This window comes from Microbacterium sp. (assembly GCF_047972865.1).
Lineage (GTDB): Bacteria > Actinomycetota > Actinomycetes > Actinomycetales > Microbacteriaceae > Microbacterium.
Genome location: NZ_JBKEAY010000214.1, coordinates 1 through 19,422, shown reverse-complemented (window position 1 = coordinate 19,422; position 19,422 = coordinate 1). Strand labels below are relative to the sequence as shown.

The 19,422-nt window shown below is 69.7% G+C and carries 20 protein-coding genes; 13 read left to right on the top strand and 7 right to left on the bottom strand.

Annotation, left to right across the window (positions count from 1 at the left end; genetic code table 11):
* Nucleotides 1–576: MIP/aquaporin family protein (locus tag ACK5KK_RS13030; RefSeq protein ID WP_416890513.1), on the bottom strand; the 576-nt coding region annotated here is incomplete at its 3' end.
* Between the two features lie 239 nt (nt 577–815).
* Here ACK5KK_RS13030 and ACK5KK_RS13025 point away from each other — a divergent pair.
* The 3 genes from ACK5KK_RS13025 to ACK5KK_RS13015 all read left to right on the top strand — a co-directional run bounded on the left by ACK5KK_RS13025 (nt 816) and on the right by ACK5KK_RS13015 (nt 2,429).
* A complete protein-coding gene (locus tag ACK5KK_RS13025) occupies nt 816–1,178 on the top strand; it encodes a YidH family protein (protein ID WP_416890512.1) in 363 nt (120 codons plus the stop codon).
* 2 nt (nt 1,179–1,180) lie between these two features.
* On the top strand, nt 1,181–1,531 hold the full coding sequence (locus tag ACK5KK_RS13020; protein ID WP_416890511.1) for a DUF202 domain-containing protein: 351 nt from the start codon (nt 1,181–1,183) through the stop codon (nt 1,529–1,531).
* Nucleotides 1,532–1,592: 61 nt separating this feature from the next.
* The gene (locus ACK5KK_RS13015; RefSeq protein WP_416890510.1) at nt 1,593–2,429 is read left to right on the top strand and encodes an aldo/keto reductase; all 837 of its coding nucleotides are present in this window, start codon (nt 1,593–1,595) and stop codon (nt 2,427–2,429) included.
* 141 nt (nt 2,430–2,570) lie between these two features.
* On the opposite strand, the gene ACK5KK_RS13010 is transcribed toward ACK5KK_RS13015, so the two are convergent.
* From ACK5KK_RS13010 to ACK5KK_RS12995, 4 genes are all read right to left on the bottom strand, one after another.
* Nucleotides 2,571–4,118, bottom strand: coding sequence for a TIM barrel protein (locus tag ACK5KK_RS13010; RefSeq protein ID WP_416890509.1), 1,548 nt, complete (start codon nt 4,116–4,118; stop codon nt 2,571–2,573).
* Nucleotides 4,115–5,218, bottom strand: coding sequence for a Gfo/Idh/MocA family protein (locus tag ACK5KK_RS13005; RefSeq protein ID WP_416890508.1), 1,104 nt, complete (start codon nt 5,216–5,218; stop codon nt 4,115–4,117). The genes ACK5KK_RS13010 and ACK5KK_RS13005 overlap by 4 nt, the downstream gene beginning before the upstream one ends.
* Before the next feature lie 108 nt (nt 5,219–5,326).
* A complete protein-coding gene (locus ACK5KK_RS13000; protein ID WP_416890507.1) occupies nt 5,327–6,109 on the bottom strand; it encodes an IclR family transcriptional regulator in 783 nt (260 codons plus the stop codon).
* A 4-nt stretch (nt 6,110–6,113) separates the two neighbouring features.
* A complete protein-coding gene (locus ACK5KK_RS12995; protein WP_416890506.1) occupies nt 6,114–6,803 on the bottom strand; it encodes an IclR family transcriptional regulator in 690 nt (229 codons plus the stop codon).
* 232 nt (nt 6,804–7,035) lie between these two features.
* Here ACK5KK_RS12995 and ACK5KK_RS12990 point away from each other — a divergent pair, with 232 nt between their 5' ends.
* The 4 genes from ACK5KK_RS12990 (at nt 7,036) to ACK5KK_RS12975 (ending at nt 10,550) form a co-directional block, all read left to right on the top strand.
* A complete protein-coding gene (locus ACK5KK_RS12990; RefSeq protein ID WP_416890505.1) occupies nt 7,036–7,614 on the top strand; it encodes a TRAP transporter small permease in 579 nt (192 codons plus the stop codon).
* 6 nt (nt 7,615–7,620) lie between these two features.
* A complete protein-coding gene (locus ACK5KK_RS12985) occupies nt 7,621–8,895 on the top strand; it encodes a TRAP transporter large permease (protein WP_416890504.1) in 1,275 nt (424 codons plus the stop codon).
* Between the two features lie 45 nt (nt 8,896–8,940).
* On the top strand, nt 8,941–9,975 hold the full coding sequence (gene dctP / locus ACK5KK_RS12980; protein WP_416890503.1) for a TRAP transporter substrate-binding protein DctP: 1,035 nt from the start codon (nt 8,941–8,943) through the stop codon (nt 9,973–9,975).
* A gap of 122 nt (nt 9,976–10,097) precedes the next feature.
* On the top strand, nt 10,098–10,550 hold the full coding sequence (locus tag ACK5KK_RS12975; RefSeq protein WP_416890502.1) for a type II 3-dehydroquinate dehydratase: 453 nt from the start codon (nt 10,098–10,100) through the stop codon (nt 10,548–10,550).
* Here ACK5KK_RS12975 and ACK5KK_RS12970 read toward each other — a convergent pair.
* Nucleotides 10,538–11,287, bottom strand: a complete 750-nt coding sequence (locus tag ACK5KK_RS12970) for an SDR family NAD(P)-dependent oxidoreductase (RefSeq protein WP_416890501.1) — start codon at nt 11,285–11,287, stop codon at nt 10,538–10,540. The genes ACK5KK_RS12975 and ACK5KK_RS12970 overlap by 13 nt on opposite strands.
* Nucleotides 11,284–13,008, bottom strand: coding sequence for an FAD-dependent oxidoreductase (locus ACK5KK_RS12965; RefSeq protein ID WP_416890500.1), 1,725 nt, complete (start codon nt 13,006–13,008; stop codon nt 11,284–11,286). The genes ACK5KK_RS12970 and ACK5KK_RS12965 overlap by 4 nt, the downstream gene beginning before the upstream one ends.
* Before the next feature lie 189 nt (nt 13,009–13,197).
* Here ACK5KK_RS12965 and ACK5KK_RS12960 point away from each other — a divergent pair, with 189 nt between their 5' ends.
* From ACK5KK_RS12960 to ACK5KK_RS12935, 6 genes are all read left to right on the top strand, one after another.
* Entirely contained in the window at nt 13,198–14,076 is an 879-nt protein-coding gene (locus ACK5KK_RS12960) for a shikimate dehydrogenase (RefSeq protein WP_416890499.1), read from the top strand.
* On the top strand, nt 14,076–15,923 hold the full coding sequence (locus ACK5KK_RS12955) for a TIM barrel protein (protein ID WP_416890498.1): 1,848 nt from the start codon (nt 14,076–14,078) through the stop codon (nt 15,921–15,923). Before ACK5KK_RS12960 ends, ACK5KK_RS12955 begins: the two co-directional genes overlap by 1 nt.
* Nucleotides 15,920–16,696, top strand: coding sequence for an IclR family transcriptional regulator domain-containing protein (locus tag ACK5KK_RS12950; RefSeq protein WP_416890497.1), 777 nt, complete (start codon nt 15,920–15,922; stop codon nt 16,694–16,696). The genes ACK5KK_RS12955 and ACK5KK_RS12950 overlap by 4 nt, the downstream gene beginning before the upstream one ends.
* Before the next feature lie 73 nt (nt 16,697–16,769).
* On the top strand, nt 16,770–17,039 hold the full coding sequence (locus ACK5KK_RS12945) for a hypothetical protein (protein WP_416890496.1): 270 nt from the start codon (nt 16,770–16,772) through the stop codon (nt 17,037–17,039).
* Nucleotides 17,040–17,433: 394 nt separating this feature from the next.
* Nucleotides 17,434–18,690 (top strand): MFS transporter, encoded by a 1,257-nt coding sequence (locus ACK5KK_RS12940; RefSeq protein ID WP_416890495.1) that lies wholly within the window; start codon nt 17,434–17,436, stop codon nt 18,688–18,690.
* 98 nt (nt 18,691–18,788) lie between these two features.
* The coding region (locus ACK5KK_RS12935; RefSeq protein WP_416890494.1) for an ATP-binding cassette domain-containing protein at nt 18,789–19,422 on the top strand (634 nt) is incomplete at its 3' end.

Here is a 19,422-nt window from a genome sequence, read left to right as displayed (position 1 = left end):
GGCGACCAGGTAGATCCAGATGTTGCCCCACGCGAACACGTTCACGAACGAACCGCCGAACGCGACCGCCGGGTTGAACGCTCCACCCGAGATGCGGCCCACCGCGATCGCACCGACCACGACGGTGAAACCGATGGCCAGGCCATAAAACGAGTTGCCGTCGGTGTCTTTGCTGGTCGCGGAGTTGAGTACTACCCACACCAGCGCGAACGTGAAGAGGAACTCCACCAGCAGCGCCGGGAAGATGAGGTCACCGCCGAACGTCGCGGCCGCACCGGTGCTCTCCACCAGCGGCGATACCGCGTACGAGGCCAGCAGCGCCGCCACCAGGCCCGCGACCAGCTGCGCGATCCAATAGGCGACGAGGTCACCGGCCGACAGCGCGCCGCGCACGAAGGCGGCGAGGGAGACGGCCGGGTTGAAGTGAGCGCCGGAGATGTGGCCTCCGGCGTAGATCATCACCATGAGCGATGCGCCAATCGCCAGCGGCGCGAGCGGCTGGGCGGCGAGCACGGTCGCGACGACCGTGAAGACGAGGAAGAAGGTGCCGATAAACTCGACGATGTACTTTCGCATGTGTGCTCCTATTCGTGGCACGCGGGTAGCGGACTTGTCCCCACGATGGTTTCGCCGGCCGCGGGATCCGACCGGATCGGCTCGTCGCGCCACCCGGTCGACGAACAGCACATACGATAGCGCCGTACCGCCCGAACCCCCGTGAGGCCGCGCCGGAGGTGTTCGGCGTGTCGCAATGCCGCCATGCGTGCCCACCCCGGGCGTTTACGCGGGCGGGCATCGTCGTAGACTCACCGGTGATGTCACGATTCCCCGGCTACGTGTACCGCCACGGCGACGAACCCGACCCGCGGTTCACCCTCGCCAACGAGCGCACCTTCCTGGCGTGGCTGCGCACCGCGCTCGCGCTCATCGCCGGCGGTATCGCGCTGGAACTGCTGGGCCTGGACTTGAACCCGGGGTTGCGGTTGGCGGCATCCCTCGTGCTGATCGCGGCGGGGACGCTGACGCCCATACTCGGGTGGATCGGCTGGGCCCGCACCGAGCGCGCGATGCGCACCGGCAATCCGCTGCCCGGGTCGCTGCTGGCCCCCGCCGTCGGGATCGCGGTGGTGGCCGCCGGGGTGCTGGTGGTACTCAGCATCCTGCGTGCGGGAGTGTGACGGTGACGTCGCCTCGCTTCGATCCCGGCCTGCAGCCCGAGCGCACCGAACTGGCGTGGCGACGTACCGCGCTGGCGTTCGGTCTCGGGTCGCTGGTGTCGCTGCGGCTGCTTCCGGCGGTGCTGAACAGTGCGTGGTGGGTGATTCCGGGATGCTGCGGCATTGCCGTCGCGGTCATCGTGTGGGTGGGAGCGCAGCGCCGACTCACCCGGATCAGCCGGACTCTGGGCGCGGGCGAGAGCCTGAAGCACGAGAGCGCGATCGCGCTCACCGCGTTGGCGGCCGTCATCCTCATGACGGCGCTGCTGGCCGCCACCGCGGTGCTGAGCGTGGCGCTGAGCCGCGCGCTCTGACGCCCAACCGGCGAGTGGAACACGGCCCGCGCCGCGGCCAGAACGCGGCAAGATGTTCGTCATGGTCAGCGACACCGTCACTCTCCGCTCCGGTCACGTCATGCCCGCCATCGGACTGGGGACCTGGCCGCTCACCGACGGCGACGCCGAGGCTGCGGTGCTCGTCGGCATCGCGTGCGGCTACCGCCAGATCGACACCGCGGCGCGCTACGGCAACGAAGAAGCGGTGGGCCGCGGCATCCTCCACTCGGGGGTCGACCGAGCCGAGCTGTTCGTGACCACGAAGCTGCGCGGCTCCGACCACGGCGACGTGCGGCCCGCGCTGGAGCGAAGCCTCGCCGCGCTCGGCCTCGACTACGTCGACCTCTATCTCATCCACTGGCCGCTGCCGCGGCTGAACCTGTACCCGCGGGCGTTCGAGCTGATGGCGCAGCTGGCCGGTGAGGGGCTGATCCGCTCGATCGGAGTGTCGAACTTCCGCGTCGAGCACATCGAGCACCTGATCTCGGAGACGGGCCTGGTCCCCGCCGTGGACCAGATCGAGCTGGATCCCACCATCCAGCGCCGCGCCCTGCGCGACACCCTCCGCGCGCACGGCATCGTGCCGCAGGCGTGGAGTCCGCTCGGGCGCGGCGGACCGCTGCTACAGAACCCCGTCATCGTCGACGCCGCCGCGAGCGCCGGCTGCACGGTGGGTCAGCTCATCCTGCGCTGGCACCGCGCGCACGGCATCGTTCCGGTGGTGAAGTCAGCCGACCCCGCCCGCCAGCGTGAGAACCTCGCCGCGATCCACCTGCCGCCGCTGCAGCCCGAGCTGGTGGCCGCGCTCGACGCCCTCGACGCCGACGACGCTGGCGAGCAGCGCATCCGCGACTCCAACACCCACGAAGAGTTCTAGCCCCGGTTCCGCGTCCCACCGCCCCGAGCCTCCGCCCCCGTGCCCAGCACCCGTGGCGAGATTGCGCAAACTGCGGTCGACACGCGGAGCGCGACAGCAGTTTGCGCAACCTCAGCGGGTCGGGGCGGCAGTGGCGGGGCGTCAGGGGGTGTTGCGCACGTGGCGCAGGGTCGCAGCATCCACTTCGGCGACCGGGCCGGCCACGACGCGGTCGACCAGCTCGATGATCACGCCGGGAGTGGGGACGGTGAGGCGGCGCACCCCACCGCCGTCGACGTCGATCGTCAGCCGCGCCCACTCCAGGGCGTCGAGCAGGTCATCGGACAGCGCGTTGCGCACCCGCAGAGTGTCGTAATACCCGGCCGGAACCACCAGAGACAACCCCGCTTCGCGGGCGCGGGCGGCGACGGCATCCAGGTCGTCGACGACCAAGGTGATGCCGTCGACGGCGGGCCCCACACCGGCATCGGCGTGGTCGATCCGCAGGCGCACGGCGTCACCGTCGCGGGCGAGCAGAGGACGCATCGGCGAGCGGGCGCCGGCTACCTGCGCGCCCCGCTCGACGCTCAGCCCGAGCGCGCGCCGCGCATACAGCACGGGCTCATCGATCTGGTCTGTGGCGAGCGTGACGGTGAGGATGCCGGGGTCCGCGGCCTCCTCGACCACCTCAGCGGTGACCGGGCTCAGCGCCGCGAGTTCGCGCCCGCGTGCCACCGAGACGCCCGCCTCGGCGCCCCCGGCGGCCCACCCGACCCGGCCGATCCGGTCCGTGCCACCGGCCACGACGGCATCCGTCGCGACCCCGATCGCGCGCAGCGCAGCGACGGTCGCCGGTGGCACCTCGACCCGCGCGACGCCCGCGATCGGCACCGCGGCTGCCCGCGACGCATCGCGAAACACCGTCTCCAGCGACAGCGCAGCCACCCGCGCCACCCGTTCGGGGGTCCCCAGCCGCGCCCGCTCGTCGAACGCCTCGATCGAGACGGGCCCGTCGTACCCGGTGGCCCGCAACTCCCGGACGTACCCGTCGACATCCGCGTCGCCCTGCCCGGGCAAGAGCCGATGCACCCGGCTGATCGCGAGCAGATCCCCGTCCATCCGCGGCAGGTCATTGAGCTGGACGTACTCGATGCGGGATGCCGGGATGCTGCGCAGCACGGCGGCGTCCTCGCCTCCGGCGGCGAAGTGGAACAGGTCCAGGCACAGCCCCAGTGCCGGATGGTCGACGGCGGCGACCACGTCGCGCCCCTGCGCATGCAGACGCAGGTAGCGGGCCCAGGCGATCGGTTCCCACGCGACTGTCATCCGGCGGTCGGCGGCTGCCTCGGCGACGAGACGCAACTGGTCGGCGGTGCGAGCGATGTCGCCAGAGACCGCGGTCTCGACGTTGGAGGCGATCTGCAGCCGCGTGCCGCCCAACCGCCCGGTCAAATCCAGTGCCCGGTCGATACGGGCAAGCACAGCGGGCAGCGCTTCGTCCGCGACACCCTCGACATCGCGGAGTGGCTGGTACATCTCGACCGTCATGCCCAGGTCGGCGACCAGCGCCGCGACGTCTTCGGCCCGCAACGGTGAGGCCGCCAGGTCGCCCTCGGCGATCTCGACGCCGTCGAATCCGGCGGCTGCGGCGGCTTCGAGCTTGCCGCGCAATGTGCCGCTGAGGCTCACCGTCGCCAGCACCCGCTTCATCGCACCTGCTCCGGCACGGTGACGTCGACGGTGCGACCGGTACGCGACGACTCGTACAGCGCCGCAATGATCGCCAGTGATCGACGGGCGTCGCGTCCCGTGACGACGGGGGCGCGCTGCTCCCGCAACGCCGCGATGAAGTCGGCGATCTGCAGGGTGTGGAAGCGGGTGAGTTCGCGATGGATCTCGCTGAGGGGTACGTCGAACGCGCCCTGCTGGTACGGGTTCGCGAACGTCTCGACTCCCGGGACGGTCCACTCGTCGGCGAGACCGACGCCCTCCGGAAATTCGCGCAGCCCGGCGGTGCGACCCTGCGCGTCGGTGAACCACAGCTGAGCACCGAGCCCGGGGGTGAATGTGGTCGACACGTGCACGGTGGCCAACGCACCGGAGGTGAACTCCACGATCGCCGCGGCGGTGTCTTCCACCTCGATGATGTCGCCGTGCGCGAGCGTCGCGTAGCGACCGGTGACGCGGGTCACGTCGCTGTCCATGAGCCACTGCAACAGGTCGATGTGGTGACTTGTCTGGGTGACGAGCACCCCGCCGCCCTCGGTGTCCCAGCGACCGCGCCACGGCTCCGCGTAGTAATCGGCGTCGCGGTGGAAACGCGCGGTGAGCTGGGCGGAGATGGGGCGGCCGAGCGTTCCGGCGTCGAGCGCGGCGCGGATCTGCTGCGCGGCGGGCCACAGCCGCCGCTGGTAGATGGCCCCGAAGACGACCCCCGCCTCGTCACACGCGCGGATCATCCGATCGGCCGACTCCAGCGTGACCGCGATCGGCTTCTCGCACATCACATGCACCCCGTGCGCCGCTGCGGCCAGAACGCCGGCCTCGTGTGCCGGATGCGGCGTGCAGACCATGACCGCATCGACGATGTCGGCGCCGAACAGCGCATCGATATCGCCGAACGCCAGCGGCACGTCGTGGGTCGCTGCGAATTGCTCGGCACGGGCGGCATCGACGTCGGCGACCGCGACCACATCGGCGTCGGCGACGGTGCGCAACGCGGCGACATGGTTGATCGCGATGAGTCCGCATCCGATGATGCCCACCCGGACACGTCCGGGGACGTGCGGGAAACCGCTAGGGGATGCCATGTCGGCTCCTTATGTGTTCGCTGGGCTCCGGCGGCGCGACCACGGCATCGTGGCCCGCACGGCCACGATTGTCGACCGCGGCGCGCTCGCGCTCAACGGTTGTCCCGCTCAGTGGTCGGCTGTGGCCGAACCGGATGCCGGCCGTTGTCGGGCCCCCATCCGCCGCGAGAGCGTCAGCGCTGCGGTGCGCACCGCGGGAGCCACGCGGTTGGTGTCGAGCACCCCCGACACGGCGATGGCCGCAAGCGGTTCACCCCGATCGGATAGGACCGGACTGGCCACGGCCACGAGCCCGGGTCCGGCCCGGTCGTCGCGGGCGGTTGCGACCCCGGTCTGACGAGTCGCGACGAGCTCCTGCCGGAGTGCGGCGGTGTCGGCCGCCGCAGAAGCGACCTCCGGGCGGGCCGACGCCATCAGCGCATCGACCATCTCCGGGGTCGTGTGCGCCAGCAGCGCCTTTCCCGACGCCGTCGCGGCCGCTGGAAGACGTTCCCCGACCCGCACCGGCGGGCTCGTTGCGGCACCGCCGCGCAACGCCGCCAGCACCACGATCGATCCCCCCTCCAGCACCGACAGGTGCACGGCTTCGCCGGACGCGCTGCGCAGGTCGGCCATGATCGGCAACGCCGCTTCCCGCAGTTCGCGCGGATGTTCGGCGAGTTGACCCAGTTCGAACAGACGGAACCCGAGATGGATGCTGTTGCCGTCCCGTTCCAGGTAACGCCGCTTCACGAGGTCGGCGACGATTCGCGAGACCGTGGATTTGGGGAGGTTCGCGCGCCGCGACAGTTCGCTGATGCCGATGCCACGGTCGTCGGCGCCGATGGCATCGAGGATCGCCGTGACCCGGTCGAGAACGCTGACCGAGTCGGTCCATTCCGCGGTGCGCATCACTTCACCTCAGCGCCGCGAAACGTCGGGACAGCGCCACCGCGGCCGCCCCGACCAGCGGGGCGGTGCGGGCCGGGTCCATCAGTCCGGTGGGTCCGCTGATCGCGACCGCCGCGATCGGCGTGCGCGCGGGGCTCAGCACCGGCGACCCGACCGCGGTGAGTCCGGGGAAGGTCTCCTCCCGGTCGAACGAGAACGAGGTCGCCCGAACGTCGTCGAGTTCTGCGCGCAACGAATCGGTGACGGCACCGACCTCGTCGTAGGCGAGCCAGGCCTTGCCGGTGGCAGCGGTCGTCGCCGGCACTCGGAGCGCACCGACATCCATCCGGCCCTGTACCGAGGCGATCTTCAGCATCTCCGAGCCGAGGCGTACGGCGAGCACGACCCGCTCGCCGACCGCGCGGTGCAGATCTGTCAGCACCGGGTGGGCGACGGCCCGCAGTCGGCGCGGCAGATTGGCCCGCGCACCGAGTTCGAACATGCGCAGCCCCAGCGCGACCCCCACCGGTGTGCGCGTGAGATAGCGCTTCTCGACCATCTGCGCGATCAACCGCGACGCCGTCGACTTCGGCAGTCCGGTGCGGTCGGCGATCTCGGCGATGCACAACGCCGAGCCGTCCTCCCCGAGCACATCGATGATGGCGAGGATGCGGTCCAACACGGACACCGGCTCGTTCCATTGAGCGGCCCTCATTCGGTCAGTATGCGTCGGTGCCCGCGACGGGGCAACCATTCCACCTATCTTCGAGCCCACTGTTCCACTGAGTGATTCGCTCGTTGCGCCGCCGAACGCACGCACGCGAAACTCACTCAGCCCAGAAAGTGGCAGCAGCGTTGCTCCACGTCACCGACAGTGAGGTCATCATGCCCAGGCACGCCGCACCGTACCGCGTCACGCACGCGTCACCGGTCGAGGAGGGGATCCGTTGAGCACCGACGACGCACCCATCGAACCCACCGACACCAGCGCGATCCGCGATGCCGCGGGCCATCGCCTCAAGCCGGCCAAGGAGGAGCCGCGGTTGTTCCGCTGGCTGAGTAGGGTCGAGATCACGATCGCCTGCCTGTGCGTGGCGATGATCTTCATCATGGTGCTGTGGCAGATCCTGGGCCGGTACGTACCGGCCACGAACTGGCCCGGCGCCGGCGAACTGGCCCGCTACGGGCTCGTCTCGCTGACGTTCGTCATGGTGGGGTACCTGATCGGCCGGAACGGTCACATCACCATCCAGGTCATCGACTACGTCGTGAAGGGCCGCGCGTTCATCGTCGTCAAGATGATCGCGGCGCTACTGACAGCGATCATCTGCGCGGCGCTGGCCTGGGAGGCGTTCCAACTCGTCGGGCAGTACTGGTCACGGGCGGCGACCGTCACCAAGGTCCCGGTCGGAATCTTCTACATCATCCCGGCCCTCGGGTTCACCTCGGGCACGGCCCGTGCGATCTGGCGCATCTTCGTCGCCGGGCATCACGACACACCCGTCGACCCTGACGAGGAAGGCTGATCACTCATGGAACTCGCCGTTCTCGCGATCTCGATCGTCGTTCTGCTGGCCATCCGCGTCCCGGTGGGACTCGCCTTCCTCGGCCCCTGCCTCATCTACGCGACCAGCACCGGGCTGTCCTCGGGATACACGCTGTCGACCGCCTTCAACGGGGTGAACAGCTTCCCGCTGCTGGCCGTGCCGCTGTTCATCTTTGTCGGGGTGCTCGCCAACAAACTCGGCATCGCCGATCGCCTCTTCGAGTTCTGCCTCGCGGGCCTGTCGCGAGTACGCGGCAACCTCGCCTACGTGAACGTCGGCACCGCCGTCGGCTTCTCGTGGATGAGCGGCTCGGCGTTGGCCGACGTCGCGGGGCTCGGCAAGATCCAGATCCCCGCGATGATCCGCGCCGGTTACCCGTACGGGTTCGCATCCGGCCTCACGGCTGCGTCGTCGCTGATCGCCCCAATCATGCCGCCATCGATCCCCGCGGTCATCTTCGCCGCGGTGGCGACCGTGTCCACCGGCGCGTTGTTCGCGGCCTCGGTGATCCCGGCGATCCTCATGGCCGTTGGCCTGATCGTCTACATCGTGATCTGGACCGCGCGACGGCCCGAGTTCACCTCGGTGCCCTTCGACGCGCGCCGTTTCGGCAAGGCCACGCTGAACGTCCTCGGCCCGCTGGGCACCCCGCTGATCATCCTCGGCGGCATCCTGTTCGGCCTGTTCACGCCCACCGAAGCGGCGGCCGTCGCGGCGCTGTGGATGCTGATCCTCGGCCTGTTCTACCGGACGCTGCGGTTCAACCTCATCTGGACCGCGCTGAAGGAGACCGCGGTGATCACCGGGGGGATCATGCTGATCCTGGGTGCGGCCGCCGTCCTCGGACTGATCCTGTCGCGGGCGCGTGTCAGCGAGTCGGTGGCGTCGCTGCTGACCGGCATGACCGACAACCCGCTGCTGTTCCTGCTGATGGTGAATGTGCTGTTCATCCTGCTCGGCATGGTGATCGACGCGACTGCCATCATCCTGGTGACCGTTCCGGTGCTGCTGCCGGTGGCGATGGAGTTCGGTATCGACCCGATCCACTTCGGCGTGATCATGATCATGAACCTGATGCTGGGTCTGCTGACCCCACCGGTGGGCAGCGTGCTGTACGTCACCAGCTCGGTGACCGGCAAACCCGTGGACGTCGTCTTCAAGGGCATCATGCCCTTCCTCATTCCCCTGGTGCTCGCGTTGATCCTGGTGACGCTGTTCCCCGATCTCGTGATGTTCCTGCCCAGAGCCCTCGGGTTCTGACCCTGGCGACACCGCTCGCCGCCTCTTCACCAAAGGAGACAAGCAATGCAACGCAAACCCACTCTGGCCCTTGCGCTCGCCGTTCCCGCCGTCGGCATCCTCGTCGCGGGATGCTCGGGCGGCGGAGGCGGCACGGGCGGAGACAGCGGTGACGGGAACGTCACCCTCCGCGTCGCCACCAGCCAGCCCGAGACCCAGCCGAACTACTACTGCGGCGTGGAGCTGCTCAAGGAGCGGCTGGAGGCAGCCGACATCGGGCTCACCGTGGAGCTGTTCCCCAACAGCCAGCTCGGCCCCGACACCGAGCGGCTGGCGAGCCTGCAGGCCGGCGACGAAGACGTCGACCTGCTCGGGTCGGGCAACCTCGCCACGATCTACGAGCCGATGGGTGTCGTCGAAGCCGCCTACGCGTGGGACAGCGTCGACGCCCTGTTCACCTTCCTGGACGGCCCCGACGGCGACGAGTTGAAGGCCAACTGGGAGGCCGCGTCGGGGACGACGGCCATCGATGCCTGGCTCTACGGGGTACGCACGTTCTCGACGGTGGATGCCGAGATCCGCTCCCCCGAAGACCTCGCCTCGGTGCCGATCCGCTTCCCCGACACCCCGCAGTACCTCGCCAATGCGGAGGCGATGGGGGCCAACGCGGTCACGGTGTCGTACGAGGAGCTCTACCTCGCGCTGCAGCAGGGCATCGTCAAGGGTCAGGAGAACCCGATCCCGGGGAGCCACACCGCCAGCTACGACGAGATCGTCAACACCTTCAACCTCAACAACCACCAGTACTCGCTGCACTGGGTGACCGTCTCGAACAAGACACTCGACCAGATGAACGACCAGCAGAAGGAGCTGCTGACCTCGACCGTCAAGGAGCTGCGCGGTGAGGTTCTCGACTGCGTCAACAAAGACACCGAGGACCTGCTGGCCCAGTACCGCGACAACCCCGACATGACCGTCGTCGAGGAGGACGAGATCGACCTCGCCGCGTTCCGCAGCAAGGCGGAGGACTACTTCTCGGGCTACTACACGGGCGAGTCGCTCGACCTCTACACCACCATCCGCGAGCAGTCCGGAAACTGACACGCGCGGTGCGGGGTCCGTACAATGCGGGCCCCGCACCGGCCAGTGGAACGTCAACGGCGGCGCACCACGCAGAACCCATCGAAGTCGCAAACCCATCGAAGTCGCAAAGGAGACGAGCAGTGTCGGCCATCTACGTGTTGAACGGACCCAACCTGAACATGTTGGGGGTGCGTGAGCCGGAGTTGTACGGCACCGACACGCTCGAGGACGCCCGGGAGGGATGCGCCCGCGTCGCCGCCGAACTCGGCCACGAGCTGCGTTTCGAACAGTCCAACGCGGAGTTCCAGCTGATCGACTGGCTGCACGACGCCTACCGGGACCGAGCCGGCGTCGTCTTGAACCCGGCTGGGTTGTCGTTCCGCTCGGTCCCACTGCTGGATGCCATCAAGATCCTCTCCATGCCGATCGTCGAAGTGCACATCACCAACATCCACGCCCGCGACGCGGCTCACCGCGATTCCCTGATGTCGACGGTCACCGACGCCGTCATCGCCGGCGCCGGGATCTTCGGCTACGAGCTCGGCATCCGCGCCCTCGACCGGATGCTGGCCCGCCAGGCTCAGCCGGTATAGCGCCCGCCGGACAGGTCGATCCCCTGACCGGTCGTGAAGCTGCACTCGGCGGAGAGCAACCATGCCGCCATCGCCGCAAACTCGGCGGGGGTTCCAGTGCGGCCCATCGGGATGCGCTCCAGCAGCATCGCATTGCGTTCCGGGCTGAGGTGATCGAGCAACGGCGTCTGCATGAGGGCCGGGACGACCGCGTTAACGGTGATCGACGCCGTCGCTGTCTCTTTCGCCACCGATTTGACCAGGGCGATGACGCCGGCTTTGGCCGCCGAGTAGGCCGCCATGTTCTCGTTGCCCTCCCGGCCCGCGATCGAGGCGAGCACGGCGATCCGGCCGTAACCGGCGGCCGTCATGGCCGGCACCACGGCACGAAGTCCGAGGAAGCAGCCGGTGAGGTTGATGTCGAGTGTGCGCTGCCAACCGTCGACCGGTACTTGCCCGACCGGCGCTTCCGGCCCCTGCGCACCGTGGCACATCAGGAGTCCGTCGATGCGGCCGAAACGCGCGAGCAGGGTGTCGACGACGCCGGACCAGCTGTGGGGCTCGGTGACATCCAGCGCCACCCGGGGCGCCGGCGCGGCCAGGTCGTCGGCGGCCACCTTCAGGTCGGTGCGCACGACGGTCGCGCCCTCCGCCTCGAGCCTGGCCGCGGCGGCCGACCCCAGTCCCCCGAGCGCCCCCGTGATCAGCATCACCCGGCCGTCGAAACGGCCCGCCCACACCGGTTGCGTCATCGTCATCCCTCCGTCGTTGCGGCAGCCCCGCGCGCGGCGTCGAGCCCCGCGAGGTGACCGAAGATCAGTCCCGCTCCGACCTGGCATCCGGCACCGGGGTATTCGGCGGCCATCGGCGAGTCGGCATCGTTGCCGACCGCGTACAGACCGGGCACCGGCTGCCCGTGCCCGTCGTGCACCCGCGCGTCCGCGTCGGTGCGGAGCCCCCGCGCCGTCGCGAGCGGCGTCGGCACGACGGGAAGCGCGTAGAACGGCGGCGTGGCGATCGGCCCCAGGTTGGGGTTCGGTCCGTGCCGGGGGTCGCCGTACTGCCGCCCGAACGGGCTGGTGCCCTTGCCGAACTCGACGTCGATGCCGGTGATCGCCGATCGGTTGGCGCGCACCACGGTGTCGTGCAGCCCGCCCGAGTCCACTCCGATCTGCTCGGCGAGCGCCGTCAGGGTGCGGGCACGCCGGATGTAGCCGTCGCGGACGTAGCGGCGCAACGCCGGACCGGGGGTGTGCGGTCGGATCATGCCGAGCCCGTGGGCGCGGAGCGTGGCCGAGTCGAGGATCAGCCAGGCCGGGATCGCCGTCTCGCCAGCAGCGGTGGCCGCATACATGGCGCGCACGAAGCGGTGGTAGGAGACCGACTCGTCGACGAACCGGCGTCCTGACTCGGCGACGGCGACGATGCCGGGTTTCGCGCGGTCCCAGATGTGCGGAAAGACCACGCGGGAACCGTCGCGGCGACGGCCGAGCGAGGCGGGGAACCACAGGGCGTTGTCCTCGTGATCCGGGCCGAGCACACCACCGACTGCCAGCCCCAGCTCGAGAGTGGACCCGGTCGAGCCGTCAGCGGCGCGCGTGGCGTGCGCGGTCGGTGTCGGCAAGTGGCGTCGCCGCCATTGCTCGCCTGCGGGGAACCCGCCACCGGCGAGGACCACGCCGTGTCGTGCGCGGATGCGTAGGTCTCGTCCGCCGATCCCGACGATGGCGCCTGTCACGGTGCCGCGGGAGGCGATGAGTTCGGTCGTGGTGGCGCTGAACGCCACCCGTCCCCCGGCGCGGGTGAGCAGGTGGTACAGGTGCGCGACCAGGGCGTTCCCCATGGTCAGGCGTGTGCCCCGCGGCCAGGTGAGGCGATCCCGTGCCCACCGCGCGCCGAGCCGGAGTGCGAGTGCGGCGGCGCCCGGTGACCCGCGGAACAGGTCGAGGAGGCGGGTCACTTCGACGCGGCGCACCATCAGGGTCCCGCCGAACAACGCGAACTCGGGGACGGGCGGGCGGACCCGGCGGAACTTCTCCCGCCCCAGTCGCCGGCCGTCGAAGGGCTCCGGTTCCCAGGCACGCCCCACGCCGGCACCGGGCCGCTCGGGGTGGTAGTCCACGACCGACGCTGAGTGCAGAAACCGCAACCCGAGGCGGCGGTAGAACTCCAGCGTCTCGGGTCCGCGCGCCAGGTAGGTCTCGCGCAGGATGCGCGGGGCGCGGTCGCCGACGAGCTCGTCCAGGTACCGCTGCGCGGTGGCACGGTCTTCGTCGGACTCCGGGGGGTGATTGCCCGGAATCCATGCGGTCCCTGCGGAGTACGCCGTGGTGCCGCCCAGATATTCCGTCGTCTCGAGAACCAGCACGTCCAGACCGCCGGATGCCGCCGTCACCGCGGCCGACAGTCCCGACGCCCCGGTTCCCAGCACCAGCAGGTCGACCGTGCGGTCCCATCCGTCCGTCGTCGCGTCCGCCATCGCTTGCCTCCGGCGTCACCGTATCCGGCGGCGCCGGGTCGGCTCCAGGCGCGTTCCGTCGGCCGGTTCCGTGACCGGGATCCGGTCGTGCGGATGCCAATATTGCGCGCTATGCGCACAATTGCGCGAATTGCGTACACTACTCTCACGCGTGAACCGACACGTGTGGGGAGCGAGGGAGCGGGCATCGTGAGCAGCACTCGGGAATCGTCGTTGATCGGGCTCATCGGGGACGGCGTCGATCCATCCCTGACCCCTCCCATGCACGAGCGCGAGGCCGACCACCACGGGCTGCGCTATCTCTATCGCCCCATCGACATCGGCCGGATCGGGCGCACCGCGGACGGCGTCGGAGATCTGCTGCGCGCCGGACGCGACCTCGGCTTCACCGGGTTCAACATCACCCACCCGTGCAAGCAGGTGGTACTCGGTCACCTCGACGAGTGGTCGGACGATGTCGATCGGCTGGGTGCGGCCAACACCGTCGTCATCGTTGACGGCCGCCTCGTCGGCCACAACACCGACTTCACGGGGTTTGCCGCCGCGGTGCGCGCCGGACTGCCCGGCGCCGACCTCACCCGGGTCCTGCAGGTGGGTGCGGGCGGGGCAGGGGCGGCGGTCGCCTACGCGACCCTGCAAAGCGGTGCCGCCCACCTGCACATCGCCGACCTCGACGCCGACCGCGCCGCCGCGCTCGCCCTCACCCTGAGGGACAACTTTCCCCGCGCCGAGGTGTCGGCCACGTCGGCGGATGCCGATGCCATCGCCCGCGCCGCCGCCGACGCGACCGGCATCGTGCAGTGCACCCCGATCGGCATGCACCATCACCCGGGCACACCGTTCGATCCCAGCATCCTCACCCCGAACCAGTGGGTCGCCGACGTGATCTACCGCCCCGTCGAGACCGCACTGCTGCGCGCCGCGCAGGCGCGTGGATGCCGCACTCTCGACGGCGGACGCATGGCCGTAGGCCAGGCCGCCGAATCGTTCGCGCTGTTCACCGGCCTCACCGCCGACGCCGACCGGATGCGGGCGCACTTCCTGGACATGATCGACGCAGGCCGCTGATGCGCACCTCGATCGCGACGGTGTGCCTGTCGGGGACGCTCGAAGAGAAACTGCATGCGTGCGCCGATGCCGGCTTCGACGGGGTCGAGATCTTCGAGCAGGACCTCGTCGTCTCACCGATGTCGCCCGAGGAGGTGCGCGCACTGGCCGAACGGCGCGGGCTCACCCTCGACCTGTACCAGCCGTTCCGGGACCTCGACGGGGTCGCAGACGACCGGTTCGCGCACAACCTCGCACGGGCCGAGGCGAAGTTCCGCCTCATGAACCGGCTCGGCATCGACACGATGCTGGTGTGCTCGAACGTCGCCACCCTCACCGTCCGCGACGACGAGGTGCTCGCCGCGCAGCTGCGTCGTACCGGCGATCTCGCGCAACGCTACGGGGCGCGCATCGCGTACGAGGCGCTCGCCTGGGGGGCGTACGTGAACACCTACCGACATGCCCAGCGCATCGTCGACCTCGCCGACCACCCGGCGGTGGGCACCTGCCTGGACAGTTTCCACATCCTCTCCCGCGGGGACGACCCCGCCGGGATCACTCAGATCGACCCCGAGAAGATCTTCCTCGTGCAGTTGGCCGATGCCCCGGTCCTCGCGATGGATGTGCTGTCGTGGAGCCGGCACCACCGACTTTTCCCGGGGCAGGGAGGGTTCGACCTGCCCGGTTTCATGGGCCATCTGGTGCGCGGCGGTTACGACGGCGCGGTGTCGCTGGAGATCTTCAACGACACCTTCCGCCAGTCCGATGTCGACGCGACCGCGCGAGATGCGCTGCGCTCCCTGATCTGGCTGCAGGACCGCACCGCCGCGCTCATCGCGCGCGATCCCTCGGCTTCCGCCCGTATGACCCTGTCGACGTTGCCCGAGGCCGCTCCCGCCCGCGGCCTCGACTTCGCCGAAGTGCACACCGACGACCCCGATACGGTGGGGCAGTTGCTCGACCAACTCGGTTTCGCGTTCCGTGGTCAACATCGCCGTAAGCCGGTGCAGTTGTGGACACAGGGCGCGGCGCGCATCGTACTCAACTCCGGGCCCAGGGTCTCGGGCACCTCGCTCAGCGGGTTCGGTCTGCAGTTTCCCGATCCCGCCGCGACCGTCCGGCGCGCGACCGCGTTGAAAGCGGTCGCCGTACCGCGGCATCACACCGCCGACGAGCAGCCTCTTCCGGGGGTACGCGCCCCCCGGGGCCTTGAAGTATTCTTCAGTCCGGCTGCAGCCGAGCCGGCGTGGCAGGCGGAGTTCGCCGACCCCGCCACAACGGATGCCGGTCTCATCCGGTCGATCGACCACCTGAACCTCGCCCAACCCTGGGACGCCTTCGATGAGTCGGTGCTGTTCGCCGAATCGGTGCTGCAGTTGGTGTCGCGGCCGGCGACCGAGGTACCCAGCCCGGTGGGCCTGGTGCGCAGTCAGGTGTTGGAGACCGCCGATCGCGCCGTGCGGCTGGCGGTGAACATCGTGCCGCAGACGCTCGGCGGCAGCGGGTACCCCGAGCACGTCGCGTTGCGCACCGACGACATCGTCGCGGTTGCCCGCCGAGCCCGCGCGGCCGGGATGCGGTTCCTGCCGGTGCCGCAGAACTACTACGACGACCTCGCTGCCCGGTTTCCGCTCGCCGACACCGACATCGAGGTGCTCCGCGACCTGGATCTGCTGTATGACCGCGACGACGGCGGCGCGTTCCTCCACTTCTACACGGCGACGGTCGGCAGGGTGTTCTTCGAGGTCGTCGAGCGGCGGGACGGGTACGAAGGGTTCGGCGCTCCGAACGCCGCAGTCCGGCTGGCGGCTCAATACGAGACCGCGCGGCGGCGGCCGTCACGAGAGCGAACGGAAGGCGGCGTGTGAGCACACCTGAGCGGGGCTCGTCGTACTTCGTGAAGTCGACGGAGAAGTCCCTCGCGGTCTTGCTCGCGTTCTCGGCATCCGCGCCGCGTCTGTCGGTGACGGAGGTGGCCGAGGCGACCGGAATCACGCGGGCCGCCGCGCGCCGGTTCGTGCTGACTCTCGTCGACCTCGGCTATCTCACGACCGACGGGTCGACCTTCGAGCTGACGCCGCGGGTGCTCGATTTCGGGGCGGGGTTTCTCGCCGGGCTCGACCTGCCGAAGGTCGCCCACCCGCACCTGGAGCAGCTGGCGCACTCGCTCGATGAGTCAGCGACCCTGAGCGTGCTGGATCGTGATGAGGCGGTCTACATCGCACGCGTCGCCGCGCCACGGCTGCACTCGGTCACGGTGAACGTGGGGCGCCGGCTGCCGGCGTGGGCGACCTCGATGGGCCGGGTGCTCATCGCGGCGCTCCCCGACGATGCCCGCAGCGATCTCCTCGGCCGGGTGACGGTGACACCGTTCACCGACCACACGATCGCCACGGCGGCGCAACTGACCGAGGAGATCGAGCGTGTGCGGCGTCAGGGCTGGAGCCTGGTCTCACAGGAACTCGACGACGGTCTTCGGGGTTTGGCGGTGCCGGTGCGGCGCGGGCCGCACACCCTCGCCGCGCTGAACATCTCGCTGCACGCGTCTCAATTGCGCGGGACATCCGTCGAAACCGGCCTGGTACCCCGCCTCCACGACACCGCCGCTGCGATCGCCGCCGACTACGGCGGCCGCAGCTAACCACCCCGCGACCCACGACCCCGCTGGCCCGGGCCGCCGGCCGGGGCGGTGCGCAGGCAGGCGGGTGGAGCGCATGGTGGGGGGAAATCTGGGGACAGCGGATCCATCGCGGGCGGCGACGCTGCTGTCGCGGGGCATCGTGCTCACGCTGCCCTCCACGACGGCCTGGATCTGGGCCGTTTCCGCCATAGCGGCCACGGTGCTGGCCCTGGCATGGTGGCGCGGAACCTACGGCGGCAGCATCGGGCACACCGTCATACGACTGCGCAGCGTGGACAGCACGACCGGACTCCAAGGGCGGGTCTGCCCAGTTGAGTTCGTCGGGCCGGTTGCTGCCGGATAGGACGCGCGCCCCGCAAGGGTCGACGATGTACCTCGGTCAGCAATCCGACCGCGCATGTCGCTGTGCATCACGGTGCAGTCGGAGACGTCACGGTGAAAGTATCGGATCGGGCGAAGAAGCGCGAGGAAGAGTTTGCTCCGTTGACGCGGGTGGTGCGGGACCGGGTGAAATCACCCCGGCCCCGACGACAACCTCGCCTAACCCCAACGCCCCAAACGTGGCCACGACCGGCAACGAGATCGCCAGATCTGCCGCAATCGTCGCCGACGAATAAGCGCTCAGCGGCTTCGCGCCCTCGCCCACGCACAGCCCTGAGCCCACACCGCCCTGCCACAGGCCATAAGCTACTGAGAATCGATCTCATAAAGCGAGGGCCTTCCGCAGGATGACGGACGTGACGATCTTCCGGCGTCTCACCGGGCCGCTGAAGGTTCTGGTCCTGTCGCAGTTCGCTTTCAACGTCGGTTTCTACCTCGTCGTGCCCTTTCTCGCTGCCTACCTGGAGGACGATCTGCTCCTCGGCGGCGCGATGGTGGGCTTCGTGCTCGGCGTACGCACCTTCTCACAGCAGGGTCTGTTCTTCGTCGGGGGTGCGCTCGCGGACCGGTTCGGCATCACGCCCGTCGTGCTCGCCGGTGGAGCCACCCGCGTCGCGGGCTTCCTCACACTGGCGTTCGCACAGAGCCTGCCGCTGGTGCTGCTCGCGGTCGTGCTGATCGGATTCGCTGCCGCGCTGTTCTCCCCTGCCTCAGAGTCGGCCATCGCCGGGCTGGCGGGCACGCTTGAGCGCGACGGCGGCCCACGCCGCACCGAGACGCTGAGCGTGCAGGCGGTCGCCTCGCAAGCCGGATCGGCCGTCGGGCCCGTCCTGGGCGGACTGGTCGCGTTCGTCCCCTTTTCGGTGATGTGTCTGATCGCGGCGGGGGTCTTCGTCGTCATCGGGATCGCCCACGTGATCTGGCTGCCTCGCGGACTGCGGGTTGGTGCGCCGTCCTCCACCCGGCGGGCGCTCACCGCCGCCCTGCGCAACCGCGACTTTGTGACGTTCGCGGCGCTGAACGGCGGACTGTTGCTGGCCTACAACCAGATGTACCTGGCACTGCCGGTCGAACTGGCTCGCAGCGGCGACGATCCAGCGAGCATCACGTGGTATTTTCTCCTCGCCTCAGCGTGTGTCATCCTCGGCCAGACAGCGGTGACGCGGTTGGTCGATCGCCTCTCGGTGCGGCGGGTGTTCCAACTCGGCTATGCCGTCACTGCGCTCGGGTTCGCGACCATTGCCGCCGTGGCCTGGTTCCCTTCGCCACCCGGACTGCTCGGGGCCGCTCCCAAGATCGCGTTCGTCGTGCTGCTGCACCTGGGAGCGATGATCGTGGGACCACGCAGCCGCGATGCGGTCGCGGTGTTGGCGCGAGAGCAACACCTCGGCGCGCACATGGGCATTGTCGCCTCGGCCGGCGGGCTGATCGTGCTGCTGGGCTCAGTGCCCATCGGCGCTCTGCTCGAGTCCGCACAGGAGCCTCACGCCACCGCCGCGACGGCATGGCTGGCGCTGACCGCCCTCATGCTGCTGTGCGCCGCAGCGGCGGGGCCCCTGCTGTCGCGCATCGCGAACCGCGCCGGTGCGGCATGGGCAGGGCGCACCCGCTGAGGGGGATGCCGCCACGAGTGGTCTCGGAGCATCGATAATGGTTATCGTTAATTCGTGACTACTCGCCCCCGCCCGCTGTCCGTGAGTCTGGGCCGTACGTGACGGCGGAGGCGCGCCTGGCCGTCGAGGACCTGTGGGTGCGGATCGGCGGGCGACCGATCGTGTGCGGGTCGTCGTTCAGGGTCGACGGCGGAGAGCGCGTGGCTCTGGTGGGAGCCTCGGGCTCCGGAAAGTCGCTCACCGCAGCGGCTGTCCTCGGCATCCTGCCCGCTCGCGCGGTCGCGACCGGCAGCGTCCGCATCGACGGCACCGAGGTGCTGAACGTGCCCCCGTCGGCGCGCCCCTCCGCGGCGCGCGTTGCCGCCGTGTTCCAGGACTCGTCCGTCGCCCTCAACCCGACGGTGCGACTGCGCGATCAGCTGACTGAGCCGCTGCGCCGCCACCGGGGAATGAGTCGGCGCGATGCCGGCGAGGCCGCGCACGAGCTCGCGGATTCGGTCGGTCTGCCCCGCGCCGCGCGACTGCTGGACCGCTACTCCGGGGAGCTGTCGGGCGGGCAGCGCCAGCGAGTGTGCATCGCGATCGCGATGGCGTGCGCCACCGGGGTGCTTGTCGCCGACGAGCCCACGTCGGCGCTGGACGTCGTCACTCAGAAACGCATCCTCGACGTGCTTGAGCGCTACACGTCAGCACCCGGCACCCCCGCTTTGCTGTTCATCACCCACGATCACA

Bases quoted from the DNA above. Each gene is read 5' to 3' on its own strand.
- ACK5KK_RS13025 (WP_416890512.1), top strand. From the start codon at position 816: ATGTCACGATTCCCCGGCTACGTGTACCGCCACGGCGACGAACCCGAC.
- ACK5KK_RS13015 (WP_416890510.1), top strand. From the start codon at position 1,593: ATGGTCAGCGACACCGTCACTCTCCGCTCCGGTCACGTCATGCCCGCC.
- ACK5KK_RS13010 (WP_416890509.1), bottom strand. From the start codon at position 4,118: ATGAAGCGGGTGCTGGCGACGGTGAGCCTCAGCGGCACATTGCGCGGC.
- ACK5KK_RS13005 (WP_416890508.1), bottom strand. From the start codon at position 5,218: ATGGCATCCCCTAGCGGTTTCCCGCACGTCCCCGGACGTGTCCGGGTG.
- ACK5KK_RS13000 (WP_416890507.1), bottom strand. From the start codon at position 6,109: ATGCGCACCGCGGAATGGACCGACTCGGTCAGCGTTCTCGACCGGGTC.
- ACK5KK_RS12995 (WP_416890506.1), bottom strand. From the start codon at position 6,803: ATGAGGGCCGCTCAATGGAACGAGCCGGTGTCCGTGTTGGACCGCATC.
- ACK5KK_RS12985 (WP_416890504.1), top strand. From the start codon at position 7,621: ATGGAACTCGCCGTTCTCGCGATCTCGATCGTCGTTCTGCTGGCCATC.
- dctP (WP_416890503.1), top strand. From the start codon at position 8,941: ATGCAACGCAAACCCACTCTGGCCCTTGCGCTCGCCGTTCCCGCCGTC.
- ACK5KK_RS12970 (WP_416890501.1), bottom strand. From the start codon at position 11,287: ATGACGATGACGCAACCGGTGTGGGCGGGCCGTTTCGACGGCCGGGTG.
- ACK5KK_RS12965 (WP_416890500.1), bottom strand. From the start codon at position 13,008: ATGGCGGACGCGACGACGGACGGATGGGACCGCACGGTCGACCTGCTG.
- ACK5KK_RS12955 (WP_416890498.1), top strand. From the start codon at position 14,076: ATGCGCACCTCGATCGCGACGGTGTGCCTGTCGGGGACGCTCGAAGAG.
- ACK5KK_RS12945 (WP_416890496.1), top strand. From the start codon at position 16,770: ATGGTGGGGGGAAATCTGGGGACAGCGGATCCATCGCGGGCGGCGACG.